Below are 12,669 nucleotides of genomic sequence, written 5' to 3'. Positions count from 1 at the left end.
CTTATGCACGCCCCTTCTCCGATAAAACGCCGCCATTCCCGCCAGATTCAGGTCGGAAACGTTGCGGTGGGCGGTAATGCCCCCATTGCCGTTCAAAGCATGACCAACACCAACACGCTGGATGTCGCCGCCACCGTGGCCCAGATCCAGCAGTTGGAAAAAGCCGGTGCAGATATCGTGCGCGTCTCAGTACCCGATATGGACGCTGCCGAAGCCTTTGGTCAGATTAAAAAGCTGGTCAATGTACCGCTCGTTGCCGATATCCATTTTGATTATAAAATCGCCCTGCGCGTTGCCGAACTCGGCGTCGACTGCTTGCGCATTAACCCCGGCAATATTGGCCGTGAAGACCGCGTTCGCGCGGTGGTTAGCGCAGCCCGTGATCATGGCATTCCGATCCGCATTGGCGTCAACGCCGGTTCGTTGGAAAAAGACCTGCAGAAGAAGTATGGCGAGCCTACCCCAGCGGCGCTGGTGGAGTCCGCCATGCGCCATATTGATTACCTGGATCGTCTGGATTTCCCCGACTTCAAAGTCAGCGTTAAAGCCTCGGATGTATTTATGGCCGTGGCTGCCTACCGCGACCTTGCCGCACGCATCGAACAGCCGCTGCACTTAGGCATTACCGAAGCCGGTGGGCTGCGCTCGGGCACGGTGAAATCATCGATTGGCCTGGGTATGCTGCTGATGGATGGCATCGGCGATACGATTCGCGTCTCGCTGGCGGCTGACCCGGTGGAAGAGATCAAGGTCGGCTTTGATATGCTGCGCAGCCTCAAGCTGCGCTCTAAGGGCATTAACTTTATTGCCTGCCCCAGCTGCTCGCGGCAGAATTTTGACGTTATTAGCACCATGAACCAGCTCGAAGAGCGGTTGGAAGACGTGATGACACCGCTCAACGTCTCGGTGATCGGCTGCGTGGTCAACGGCCCCGGCGAAGCCAAAGAGACCGATATCGGCCTGACCGGCGGCAGCCCCGCCAACCTGGTGTATATCGACGGCAAGCCCGCCAGCAAACTGCGTAACGACCACTTGGTAGACGACCTGGAGCAGCTGATTCGCGAAAAAGTGCGCGAAAAACAGCAGCAGCAAGACGCTATGATTGCCCGCAGCGTTTAACCGCTGGGGCTGGCTGCCAGCCTGGGTGAACAGCGCCTGATGGCAGAATAAGGAGTTTTCTTTGAGCAAGTCCGCCGTTAAAAAGATTCAAGCCATTCGTGGTATGAACGACCTACTGCCCAGCGATAGCCCACGCTGGCAATTTTTTGAAGCCAAAGTACGCCAGTTAATGCTGCGTTATGGCTTCAATGAAATTCGCACGCCTATTGTTGAGCAGACCGCGCTATTTGCGCGCTCTATTGGTGAAGTCACCGATATCGTCGAAAAAGAGATGTACACCTTCGACGATCGCAACAGCGAGAGTTTGACGCTGCGCCCTGAAGGCACCGCCAGCTGCGTGCGCGCGGCCATGGAGCACGGTCTACTGTACAACCAGACCCAGCGGTTGTGGTACCAGGGGCCAATGTTCCGCTACGAGCGCCCGCAGAAAGGCCGCTACCGCCAGTTCCACCAGATTGGCGTCGAAACCTTCGGTTTTGATGGCCCGGATATCGACGCCGAGGTGATTCTGCTTTCGGCGCGGCTTTGGCAAGAGCTGGGACTGATGGAACACGTCACCCTGGAGCTTAACTCGCTGGGCTCATCTGAGGCACGAGCCGCTTATCGGGATACGCTGGTCGCCTACTTTGAACAGCACCATGACATTCTCGATGAAGACTCGAAGCGCCGCTTAACCAGTAATCCGCTGCGTATTCTTGACTCTAAAAACCCGGCCATGGCGGAGATGCTCGACGCCGCGCCACAGCTAATGGATCACCTGGATGACGAATCCCGGGAACACTTCGAGCAACTCACCAAGATGCTCGAAGCGGCGGGGATAAATTATGTGATCAACCCGCGCCTGGTGCGTGGACTCGACTACTACTGCCGCACCGTATTCGAGTGGACTACGACGGCACTGGGCAGCCAGGGCACCGTCTGTGCTGGCGGGCGCTACGATGGCCTGGTCGAACAGCTGGGTGGCAAGCCGACCCCCGCTGTAGGCTTTGCCATGGGCATTGAGCGGCTGATTCTGCTGCTCGACACCCTTGAGCTGATACCTGAGGACGCCCTGGGCGGCTGCGATGTCTATTTGCTACCCATGGATGATAGCGCCACCACGGCAGCCATCACCCTGGCCGAGCAACTACGTGGCGAACTGCCGGAACTGCGCCTGCAGCTTCACTGTGGTGGCGGCAGTTTTAAAAGCCGAATTAAAAAAGCCGATAAAAGTGGTGCTTCAATAGCCATCCTGCTCGGCGAAGATGAAATCACCCAGCAGTCGGCCACAGTCAAGTTTCTGCGCGACGACCGCGAACAGCAAAGCGTCTCCCAAGCAGCATTGGGCCGCACGCTGCGCGAGCTATTAACCACTGACGCGTAAGCCCAGGCCGCGCGTATAAGCCTGGCAGGCGGCTAGCCTGCTCGAACACGACTGTTTGCACATATGAACATTTCGCATGTGAACATCTAGAAATAGGAGCCCGCCCGTGGTGGAGCTGAGAAGCGAAGAAGAGCAGCTAGACGCCGTCAAGCGCTGGTGGAAAGAGAACGGCATGTCGTTGATTGCAGGCGCTGTCCTGGCAGCGGCGGGAGTATTCGGCTGGAACGCCTGGCAGAACTATCAACAGGGCCAAGCCGAAGCAGCCTCAATGCGCTACCAACAGCTGGTCAACATGACCGCTGGCAACGAGCTTGACGAAGAGCAGTTGGCAAGCGCCCGGGAAATGGTCAGCGAACTGACCGACGAGCATGGCAAGACACTCTACGCCGAACTCGCTCTGCTGCTTGATGCGCGCTTGGCGGTTCAACAGGGTAATTTAGAAGGCGCGCGAACCGCACTGGAAAGCGCTGCCAACTCCTCACGCCGCTATGTGCAGAGCCTTGCATGGCTGCGTCTGGCCCGGGTCGAGCTGGCCGACGGCAATCCTACGCAGGCACTGGCGCTGCTAGATGAACCAATTAGCGACGCGCTAGCGGCTCAACGCGCCAACGTACGCGGCGATGCACTGTTCGCTCAAGGCGATACCGAAGCGGCCCGAGAGGCATGGGAGACCGCTCTGCAAGTGGCACAAACTCAAGACCAGCCGCTTTACGGCGTGCAGTTCAAGCTTGATGATCTCGGCGCTGAGGAGGCGACACAATGACTTTTGGTATCCCAACGAAACAGCTGGTACGCGCAAGCTTAGGCGCACTGTCGCTAGCACTACTGGTCGGTTGCGCAAGCAAAGGCGAGCCTGCTTATACGCCTAAAGAGTTGCGCAGTTTCGACGAAACCTCCTCGTTAGCGACGCAGTGGCGACGCAATGTGGGCGATGGTCTGGGCCATGCCCGCTACCCCATCGCGCCTTCCCGTGAAGGCGACACCGTATTTGCGGCAGATGCCAAAGGTGTGGTGATGGCGATGAATGCCGATAGCGGCGACGTCGAGTGGAGAATCGACCTGGATACGCCTATTTCCAGCGCGCTAACGGCGATTGCCGGTCAGGTTTACCTGGCCAGCGGTAACGGCGAAGTGATTGCTTTGGATCAACGTGACGGCAGCGAAGAGTGGCGCTCACGGGTATCCAGCGAAGTACTGGCCGCGCCCCAGGCCAACCAGCAGTTGCTGGTGGTACAAAGTGTCGATGGCCAAGTGACCGCTTTGGATCGCGCCACAGGCGAGGAGCGCTGGGTATACACCAGTTCTCAGCCATCACTCACTCTACGCGGCACCGGTACGCCGATGGTGATTGATCCGGTCAGCTTTGTGGGCCTAGCCAATGGCCGACTGGCCACACTGGACAACCGCAGCGGCCAGCCGCTGTGGGAGATGCAGATTGCCACCCCACGTGGGCGTAGCGAAGTGGAGCGGCTGGTTGATCTTTCCGGTCAGCCGATCATCAGTCCCGATGGTCGCCTGTTTGTGACCAGCTATAACGGCCGTGTGGTGGCGCTGGAAGCAACCCAAGGCGACGTACTTTGGGAAGCGGATCTCTCCAGCCGCCATACCCCGATTCTGGTCGGCGACTTCCTGTTTGTGGTCACCGATGACAGCCAGGTTGTCGCCCTCGATGCTAACAGCGGTCGCGAAATTTGGCGCAACGACGATTTAGAAGATCGCTGGTTGACCGCCCCGGCCTTCGCCGATGGGCGCTTGGTCTTCGGTGACTTTGAAGGTTATGTTCACCTGATCGATGCACGTGAAGGCAACATCGTCGGCCGTACTCGCGTGCACAGCTCGGGCATTAGCGTTCGTCCGGTCACTGAAGGCAGCACCATTCATGTCCAGGCCAACAATGGTCGCCTGGAAACCCTGGAAGTAACTCCATGACACCCGTCATTGCTTTAGTCGGTCGCCCCAATGTGGGCAAATCGACGCTGTTTAACCGCCTAACGCGCTCGCGTGATGCACTGGTGGCCGACTTTCCTGGCCTCACCCGCGACCGCAAGTACGGCAATGGCATGCTGGGCGATAAGGTCTATACGGTCATTGACACCGGCGGCATCAGCGGTGACGAAGAAGGTATCGACGCCGCCATGGCGGAGCAGTCACTCGCCGCCATCGATGAAGCCGATATTGTGCTGTTTATGGTCGACGCCCGCGCCGGCCTGATCGCTGCCGACCAGGCGATTGCCAACCACCTGCGGGTTAACCAGAAAAAAACCTGGCTGGTGGTGAATAAAACCGACGGCCTGGAAGAGCACTCGGCGATGGGCGACTTCTGGTCGCTGGGGCTTGGCGATCCCTGGCCGATTGCCGCCGCCCACGGGCGCAACGTTTCGACCCTGATTGACGTGGTACTTGAACCGTTTCCTGAGCGCGATGCCAGCATTCCGGCCGACACCGGCAGCAAAGGCGTTCGTATTGGCGTGATTGGTCGCCCCAACGTGGGCAAATCGACCCTGGTCAATCGCCTGCTGGGCGAAGATCGCGTCGTTGTGTTTGATGAGGCCGGCACCACCCGCGATGCCATTGAGATCCCCTTCGAGCGTCGCGGCAAGCCCTATGTGCTGATTGATACGGCGGGTATTCGGCGGCGCAAGAACGTCCGCGAAATCGCCGAGAAGTTCTCTATCATCAAGACCCTGGATGCGATCAAAGAGTCCCATGTAGTGATCATGGTACTGGATGGTTCCAGCGGCCTGGTGGAGCAGGATTTGCACCTGCTCGACTACGTATTGACCACTGGTCGTGCGCTGGTACTGGCGGTGAATAAGTGGGACGGCCTGGAGACCGAGGCCAAGGATAAGATGCGCACCGAGGTGAAACGCCGCCTGGGCTTTGCGGATTACGCCGAGCTGCACTTTATCTCTGCCCTGCACGGCACCGCGGTGGGTGATCTCTACCCCTCGATCGACCGCGCCTTTGACGCCGCTAACGCCCACTGGTCGACCAACCGTCTCACCACCCTGCTTCAGGACGCGGTCAGCCAAAACCCACCGCCGATGGTACACGGGCGACGCATTAAACTGCGCATGGCCCACCAGGGCGGCAGCAATCCGCCGATTATCGTCGTCCACGGCAACCAAACCGAGTCGCTGCCAGAAGCCTACCGTCGTTACCTGACCAACACCTTCCGTAAGGTATTGAAAGTACGCGGCACGCCAATTCGCTTCGAGTTCCGCTCCGGCAGCAACCCGTTCGACGACATGGCAGGCGCCAGCGACAAAGAGAAGGCCAAAAAGCGCGAACTTAACCGCACCAAAGAGGCGCGCAAAAGCCGTCGTTAGCCTATTGCCAAAATTTAAAAAATGCCTCATCAAACGCCTGCTGAATTTTCAGCAGGCGTTTTTTTACCACTCTCCGCGTGGCCACCCGCTTTTTTGATGCGAATGATCTAGCCCGTTCCTCACTCACCTCAACGAAGAGCAGTGAAATACGACAGAATCTTTGATACCGCCGAGATAACTCAAAAGACCGAAAAGAGACTCTTTCTCATGCCATTCCATGCAATTGACCGCGCCCAGGAGGCGGAGTTTAGCAATAACCAAATGAAAACTAAGAAAATATTAGGAATTTCTTAAAAATATTATTATTCACGCCTATAATCACTACACAAAACTTTTTGACATCAGCATCTCAAAGGCTAATAATAATTCACTAGCAAGGTATGACATACATATCCTACAGGATAACTTAAGTTAACCACGTTATTTATAACATTGAAATTAATATTTTTATGCATTTATTGTTAACTAAAAACCACTCTATCAACAAGAAACAATTATAGCAAAGAACAACTCTGCGGAGGAAAAATGGAAACTTTCAATTACGCTAGTGTTATTTTGAATGCCGGCGATCACTATCAAAAACTCTTAGGCAGTGGAAAACTAAGTGGCAATTACATAAACAATGCATCTTACTATAGATTAAATGCTAACGACTCACCGTTACTAACTAATAGCTCATCTGCGCCACAGAGCAACAGCAAAGCTACGGTTGTTGAACTATCATCGACGGCCATGAAAATTTCAGACATATTGCTCAAAGAAAACATAACAAGTAGTTCTTCTACTAATTTTGATAGTTTTTTAAAAAACATAAGCCATCAACTTCAAGAACTAGGTGAAGGGGCTGAAATACTTTTGGAAAAGCCCAACAGCGCTAACGAAGAAAGAATCGCTATATCAGAACAGGCTGCCAATTATTTACTCTCGAAATATTATAATGCAGAACCTCTTTACCCTGAGTCTTCATCTGAGAACCCTTTTGCTGGTTTGGATAGGCATTCTCTTTCCAAAATAGCCTTCGATGACTCCGGCGATTTCACATCACCGGAGCGTTACTTGGCTTTTATGGAAATGACCGAAAACGATATTGACTTTAGAAACAAAGGTTTTGAGTTAGAGCAAGAAAGACAAGAGAAACAATTCGAAACAGAGGATAGGCAAGGAAAGAGTGAGAACTGGGGTAATGATATAGATTTACAAGACATAGGTGTACAAATAGAAGAAAGTTTAATCTCTGCGATGACCGAGGCTGAAAAGAATTGGCGTGGGATTTCCGACTCATCAGAGAAAGATAAAAACACTTTATCTAATGCGGATACAGATAGAAAACCCTCTAACATCACAACTTCTTTACCAGAGTACAACAATGGCTTGAAAAAAGCCCAAGATAGCTTTTTTGCCATTATCAGCAATGATCAAGGACAACACTCTTTGATCAGCATAGATATTCAAGAAATTAATAAAAACAGCCATAATTTAAATTTATTAGACTCAGCATTGCGAACTCAAGAAAACAATCATTCGGATGGGGAAAACTCAAGCTGGGTACCTTACCAAAATATTTTGTAGTAATGGTGATTATATATAATAGTAATAAGCTGTGCTGAAGGCTGCTGTTCTCAAACACTTTTAGAAGGTGACTTTACAGCTATGGATGCTATGCATAAGGACGGAAGGATCAATGAGAGGAAAAAATCATGATCAATGTGAACAGCTATTTACAGCAGCCCCCGACTCAGTCAACAGAACTAAACACTAGTCGTACCAGCTCAGCAACCAAGCACGTTGACAATGCCAGTAGCGACAAGAGTCCTGAGCCTAACCTTTCCCCCCTAGCCCGGCAGCTTAACGAGGTTCAGGCGCGAGCCGATGCTCGAGACGCCATTATGGGCAGAGATGAATTGGCAGGTAAGGCAAAAAACATTACCGACCAACTGATAGGTAGTTCCTACCATAACAACAAGGCACGCCACGATGCAGAGGTGCCTGATACGAATGATCCAATACTGTTAGAACGCGCCAAACAGGCAACTGATTTCGTCAATGGTAAAGGTAGCAATCCTTTCAAAGGGCTATCGGCGGATCAGCTTACACTAATTACCTATGACGAAGGCGGTACTTTTACCATTAATGAGAGACGGGCAGCCTGGGAAGAGAAATACGACCAATGGCAGGATTGGAAAAAAGAAGTCGGCGACAAAATAATTCGTGAATGGAAGGAGAAAGGAACTATAACCAATAGTTTAACTGAGGTGCTAGAGCACTACGAAAACTTACCACCTATTGAGCAGGCACAATATCCAGACTTTTGGTTAGCCAGTCTTAACGCCCAAATTACGCATTATAGTGACCAAGAGCCTCTCTCGGGCGAGAGCTACACAAGCCTTCTTGAATTGATGGAGCCGGTTGGATTGAAAGATAACCTAGAAAGCTTCCTTTTTTCGAAAGAATGAGATAATTGACGAATAGCAGCATGGGTAAACACAAGCTGCTGTAGGCTTACGCCAAGTTCAGTGTTGCCAAAAATCGATAAAATTTTCTAATCTTTGCTACCTAGATAGGTGTTATTTCCTCAGCGCCTCCAGAATGGTTTTTATCTGCGGTTCCATGCACTAAACCAAACCTAAAGCGAGCGTTTTATCGTTCGCTTCGTAAGTCACCTTCGAAGCGGCCAATTTCGCTTGACAGCGCATGGTTTCAGTCCTCAAATAGCCGCGCTTATTAGCCCGAACCTAGTCAGTTCGCATTAACACCTTACACTTGGCATCGTTATACCCCACTACCTTACGCCCTACTTAAGGGGAATCTTATGCTTTATATTGCTCGCTACTGGCGTTGGCTGACCCTGTTTGGCGTTGCCAGTCTGCTCACGGGCTGTCTCGCCCTGCCCCAAACCGGCCTGTTTGCATTTCGTTTGGCGGTGACCTCACTGGGGGTCGAAGATGTGCGTGTTGGCCCTTACAGCATTAACGCGGGGCTAGACACCAGCGACATTACCAGCCTGATTGCTTCCAGCCTTGGTGCCGGTAGCCTGCCTATTCAGGCCACCATCGCCATGGGATTGGGCCTGCCTGCGGGCATGCCCCCGGTGGAAATGTCAGGCTTTCGCTGGTCGTTGGATATGCCTGGCGTCGACCCTGTGCAGGGCAACTATGAGCAAGACGTCACGCTAACCTCCGGCGACGATGCCAATTTACGCCTGCCGGTTGCCTTTGATGTCCTCGCTACCGATACCCAACGCATGGCTCCCATGCTGGAACTTGCCAGCCAGTTGGCATCTCAAGGCGAGCTACCGCCCGGCAGTCAGTTGGCCATCACGCCTGGGGATCTACGCGGTTTAGGCATGCGGCTTCCTGCAGGTTTGTTGACGCCCACCATTCGCCTAAATGTAGGGGCTGATGGACAATTAGTACCGCAGGGTTAAGGACTGCTCATTCCAGCCTCCATACTCCTCCTCCAGGTAGGTTATGATGGGAGATATTGATTTACTGCTATCAGCGGTTATCTTGTGTCCAAGAAACCTATTCGTCTATAAGGAAACCGTCTCATGCGCTGGCTTCGCCCCCTTGCTATTACCGCGCTATGCGCGTCTATTGCCGCTTGTACTACCTCGCCTACCGGACGCTCGCAGTTACTGTTGCTCTCTGATAGTGAATTAAATGAGATGGGCCGTCAGGCGTTCACTCAATATCAGCAGGAACTACCCACAGCCGGTCAGGCCAGCCATCGCTACGTGCAGTGTATTGCCGATGCCATCGTGGCGGAACTCCCTGCCCAGCAGCAACAGCTCGATTGGCAAATCCGTGTATTTAAATCCGAGCAACCCAATGCCTTTGCACTCCCCGGCGGCTATATGGGGGTGAATACCGGCATGCTGGACATTGCCACTAACCAGGATCAGCTGGCTTCCGTAATTGGTCACGAAATTGGACACGTACTGGCCAACCATGCCAATGAGCGAGCCTCTACCCAGAGTGCCACCTCGTTAGGCCTGTCGGTTATTTCCAGCACTTCCGGCATGCAGTCTGCCGGTGGCCAGCAGTTGATGGGCGTACTCGGTATGGGCGCGCAATACGGTATCGTACTGCCGTTCTCCCGCGCCCATGAGAGCGAGGCTGACGTCATCGGCCTGGATCTAATGGCGCAGGCGGGCTTCGACCCACGCGAAAGCGTTACCCTGTGGGAAAATATGCAGGCGGTATCGGGTGGCGGATCGCCCCCCGAGTGGATGTCGACTCACCCCGGCCAAGGCCAGCGTATTCAGGGGCTACAAGCCAATATGGATCAGGCTCTGGCCCGCTATGAACAGGCGCGCAGCAGTGGTCGCACCCCCAACTGTCCGCGTCCTTAACGGCTCTTGAGGTTTAAATGATTAAGCTGGGATTACTACTGCTGGTGCTACCGCTGTTTGTGCTGATGGGGGTCTATTTTTGGGAACTCAATGACGTTCGTGCGTGCCAGCTCGATGGCGGTCATTGGGACTATATCGAGAGTGTCTGCAGAGACGCCCCGCAACCGTTTGTCTCCTGGCTCCAGCGCTCGCCGCTGTTAGTCAATGGCGGCATGCTGCTTTCGGTGGTAGGGCTAGTGATGTGCACGGTGGGGCTGTACGTTAAGCGCGCTAAGTGAAGCATATTTAACGGTGTAACTAAAAAGCGGGGGCGGATACAGTATCCGCCCCCGCTTTTTTTAGCACTGCTGTTGATCATGAGGATAGATACTATCGAGAGCACAAGTCCTCATTTACAACTATTTAAGCATGTGTGTTATAGCTCTGGAGCACCCTCCATCACCCATTGGCGATCCTCCTCGAGCATAAAGCCAGTATCTACCAGCTCATCTATAGCTTTACCTAAGGACTCTTGGTATGACTCGGGGCTTGGGTATCGGCTTGATACGGTCTTCCTACCATCATTACTAATATCATTACGACTCTCAAAAGGGATAAAGCTACCGGACAAGTTACACAACTGACCTTCTGCATACCCTTGGTCGCGCAAATTCCAGCCTAAATAAGTCCCTAGTGGCGCAGCCACATAGGGCTGTCGTATGCCTCCCAAAGCAATGCCGTCCTCATCAACTTCTGGCACACTCACCGAATATTGTTCACCTGCTTCGGGTGGAACCATAGTATGGTTTCTGGCATACAACGCATTGATAGGCGGCTGAGGTACTTCACCCTGTAGTGGTGGCAAATTCAGCGCTTCGCTATCCACAAGTCCTTCTCCATTCAAACCTGGATAACGACTGGCTGGCGGTGCTACATCATTTACGACCCAAGACGCCATCGCGTTCACAAGCGCCCGCATGCTAGGTGCCACGCTAATGGGATTGCTCGGATATTTACAGACGTCACTGTCTGAAGACGTTCCTCCCCAAGCATTAAAATGCGGCGCCCCAGCGAAGAAGTATAATCGCACATCTTCAGGCATCGTGAGGGGTTCCCCGGTGGGGGAAGTAGCGACTAATGACGCACGAGCCTGCCAAAATTCCGCCGAGGTGTCGGTGTGCATAAGCTTCGGACACGTATCGTTTTCACGGCAGGCGGCCAAAATACTGTCGCTCTGCCCCGACAGTGGATCCAACGTCTCTACATAACTGAAGGGGAACTGATCGCCTACCGCATCATGATCTTCATGCTGCCGGGAGAATCGACCAGGCTGAGCGAAAGGGTAGTTGGTGAACGTCTTTCGTGACCCTGCAATATGAGCCATGGCGCCATCAAATACTCTATTACCCTGACTATCAGCATTGTATCCTTGATATATCAAATCGCGCAGGAAGCGCCCTGACTGGGAAATCCCCATTGCCACTGTATGCTCAATATTATTCAGGGGTGTTTCAACATCATGTCCTTGCGCACCTCTGAGAAAGGCGACCAGGTCACTCGTCGCGAGCATCCCTAACCCGGCGGGTACTGGATGCTTGGCGATATAAATAAACTCATATATAGCGCCGCCATCCATACTAGTGGGCCGCTGAATCTCTATACGATTTTCATCCAAATAGCGAAACGACAACCCCTCCACCATTCGACGGGGCGCATCAGGCGTAGGCCTAACGGTTAGAGAGGCATGTTCGGGGGTTAGGTCTGCGGCAGGGTATGTAAGGGCAGCAACGCTTACCGACTCATGGTTATCGAAAACGAACTCCTCACGAGATTCACCTGTTACCCCCTCGATAACCGGCAAATCAATCTCGATCAAACTATCGCTCAAACCGGTCTGCCAGCCACTCCATACCATGGTGTGACCTTGGCGCATTAAAAAACCATCACCGGGCTCATCTACTGCAAAGTCTCCCGAGATACTCGTTAGATTAAGTAACGGAAAACTCAAGTTGCGGCCACGGTTAGGGACTTCGTAGAAAAGCACTCCTGAGGCTTGCTCAGTAGGTCGTAGAATAACCACTTCCGTACTAAAGACCACTTCACCTTGATCATTAACAGGTGCTTTTTCTAAATCGGCAAAGTTACTGGCTCTAGAACTCGTAGGGTTAATAGCGAAGCTTGCCACGGCCTCAATTCTCTCGTAAGCACCAGACTCTCCAAAGCGTTCGCCATCATAATCAACGACCGTATTGCCGATTTCAAACCCAGTTACTCTGGCTTGAGTATCAGGAGATAATCCCATTCCCCCAGCCACCGCCAATGTCATTAATGCTATTTGTGGAAGATGCTTCATGACAACTCCTGAGTATTGTTTTTATGTACTAATTATCATAAGCGTTAGCCAATCGAGTAGGAAGGGGAGTCGCCTCCCCTGTCCTCTCACACCACCGGGCATACGGTTCCGTACCACGGCGGTTCATGAAGAACGCTTGAGCCATCTTACCGCGTCCAGTATCGAGATCAGTCCC

11 protein-coding genes are annotated in these 12,669 nt (G+C 53.0%); 10 read left to right on the top strand and 1 reads right to left on the bottom strand.

Translation table 11 applies throughout. The features are described from left to right. Positions 1–3: 3 nt before the first annotated feature. The 10 genes from ispG to QT231_RS22100 all read left to right on the top strand — a co-directional run bounded on the left by ispG (position 4) and on the right by QT231_RS22100 (position 10,440). A complete protein-coding gene (gene ispG, locus QT231_RS22145) occupies positions 4–1,119 on the top strand; it encodes a flavodoxin-dependent (E)-4-hydroxy-3-methylbut-2-enyl-diphosphate synthase (protein ID WP_308338961.1) in 1,116 nt (371 codons plus the stop codon). Positions 1,120–1,180: 61 nt separating this feature from the next. Beyond that, on the top strand, positions 1,181–2,482 hold the full coding sequence (gene hisS / locus QT231_RS22140) for a histidine--tRNA ligase (RefSeq protein WP_308338960.1): 1,302 nt from the start codon (positions 1,181–1,183) through the stop codon (positions 2,480–2,482). Between the two features lie 106 nt (positions 2,483–2,588). Next, the gene (locus tag QT231_RS22135) at positions 2,589–3,245 is read left to right on the top strand and encodes a tetratricopeptide repeat protein (RefSeq protein WP_308338959.1); all 657 of its coding nucleotides are present in this window, start codon (positions 2,589–2,591) and stop codon (positions 3,243–3,245) included. After that, complete coding sequence (bamB, locus tag QT231_RS22130) at positions 3,242–4,411, top strand: outer membrane protein assembly factor BamB (RefSeq protein WP_308338958.1); 1,170 nt, start codon at positions 3,242–3,244, stop codon at positions 4,409–4,411. Before QT231_RS22135 ends, bamB begins: the two co-directional genes overlap by 4 nt. Next, the gene (der, locus tag QT231_RS22125) at positions 4,408–5,811 is read left to right on the top strand and encodes a ribosome biogenesis GTPase Der (RefSeq protein ID WP_071695367.1); all 1,404 of its coding nucleotides are present in this window, start codon (positions 4,408–4,410) and stop codon (positions 5,809–5,811) included. The genes bamB and der overlap by 4 nt, the downstream gene beginning before the upstream one ends. A 525-nt stretch (positions 5,812–6,336) precedes the next feature. Beyond that, positions 6,337–7,380, top strand: coding sequence for a hypothetical protein (locus QT231_RS22120; protein WP_308338957.1), 1,044 nt, complete (start codon positions 6,337–6,339; stop codon positions 7,378–7,380). Between the two features lie 128 nt (positions 7,381–7,508). After that, complete coding sequence (locus QT231_RS22115; protein ID WP_308338956.1) at positions 7,509–8,264, top strand: hypothetical protein; 756 nt, start codon at positions 7,509–7,511, stop codon at positions 8,262–8,264. A 356-nt stretch (positions 8,265–8,620) separates the two neighbouring features. Further along, positions 8,621–9,235 (top strand): hypothetical protein, encoded by a 615-nt coding sequence (locus QT231_RS22110; RefSeq protein WP_308338955.1) that lies wholly within the window; start codon positions 8,621–8,623, stop codon positions 9,233–9,235. 123 nt (positions 9,236–9,358) lie between these two features. Further along, positions 9,359–10,162, top strand: a complete 804-nt coding sequence (locus QT231_RS22105; protein ID WP_308338954.1) for a M48 family metallopeptidase — start codon at positions 9,359–9,361, stop codon at positions 10,160–10,162. 17 nt (positions 10,163–10,179) lie between these two features. Continuing rightward, positions 10,180–10,440: a hypothetical protein gene (locus QT231_RS22100; RefSeq protein ID WP_308338953.1), complete on the top strand. Its 261-nt coding sequence runs from the start codon at positions 10,180–10,182 to the stop codon at positions 10,438–10,440. 137 nt (positions 10,441–10,577) lie between these two features. On the opposite strand, the gene QT231_RS22095 is transcribed toward QT231_RS22100, so the two are convergent. Continuing rightward, positions 10,578–12,494, bottom strand: coding sequence for an alpha/beta hydrolase domain-containing protein (locus QT231_RS22095; RefSeq protein WP_308338952.1), 1,917 nt, complete (start codon positions 12,492–12,494; stop codon positions 10,578–10,580). Positions 12,495–12,669: the final 175 nt, after the last annotated feature.

Source organism: Halomonas sp. SpR1 (genome assembly GCF_031010175.1).
Lineage (GTDB): Bacteria > Pseudomonadota > Gammaproteobacteria > Pseudomonadales > Halomonadaceae > Vreelandella.
The sequence above is the reverse complement of the archived record's forward strand: the minus strand, read 5'-3'. Positions and strand labels throughout refer to the sequence as shown.

What these genes read in the sequence shown, in the direction of transcription:
- ispG (WP_308338961.1), top strand. Translation starts at nt 4, where the DNA reads ATGCACGCCCCTTCTCCGATAAAACGCCGCCATTCCCGCCAGATTCAG.
- bamB (WP_308338958.1), top strand. Translation starts at nt 3,242, where the DNA reads ATGACTTTTGGTATCCCAACGAAACAGCTGGTACGCGCAAGCTTAGGC.
- der (WP_071695367.1), top strand. Translation starts at nt 4,408, where the DNA reads ATGACACCCGTCATTGCTTTAGTCGGTCGCCCCAATGTGGGCAAATCG.
- QT231_RS22120 (WP_308338957.1), top strand. Translation starts at nt 6,337, where the DNA reads ATGGAAACTTTCAATTACGCTAGTGTTATTTTGAATGCCGGCGATCAC.
- QT231_RS22115 (WP_308338956.1), top strand. Translation starts at nt 7,509, where the DNA reads ATGATCAATGTGAACAGCTATTTACAGCAGCCCCCGACTCAGTCAACA.
- QT231_RS22110 (WP_308338955.1), top strand. Translation starts at nt 8,621, where the DNA reads ATGCTTTATATTGCTCGCTACTGGCGTTGGCTGACCCTGTTTGGCGTT.
- QT231_RS22105 (WP_308338954.1), top strand. Translation starts at nt 9,359, where the DNA reads ATGCGCTGGCTTCGCCCCCTTGCTATTACCGCGCTATGCGCGTCTATT.
- QT231_RS22100 (WP_308338953.1), top strand. Translation starts at nt 10,180, where the DNA reads ATGATTAAGCTGGGATTACTACTGCTGGTGCTACCGCTGTTTGTGCTG.
- QT231_RS22095 (WP_308338952.1), bottom strand. Translation starts at nt 12,494, where the DNA reads ATGAAGCATCTTCCACAAATAGCATTAATGACATTGGCGGTGGCTGGG.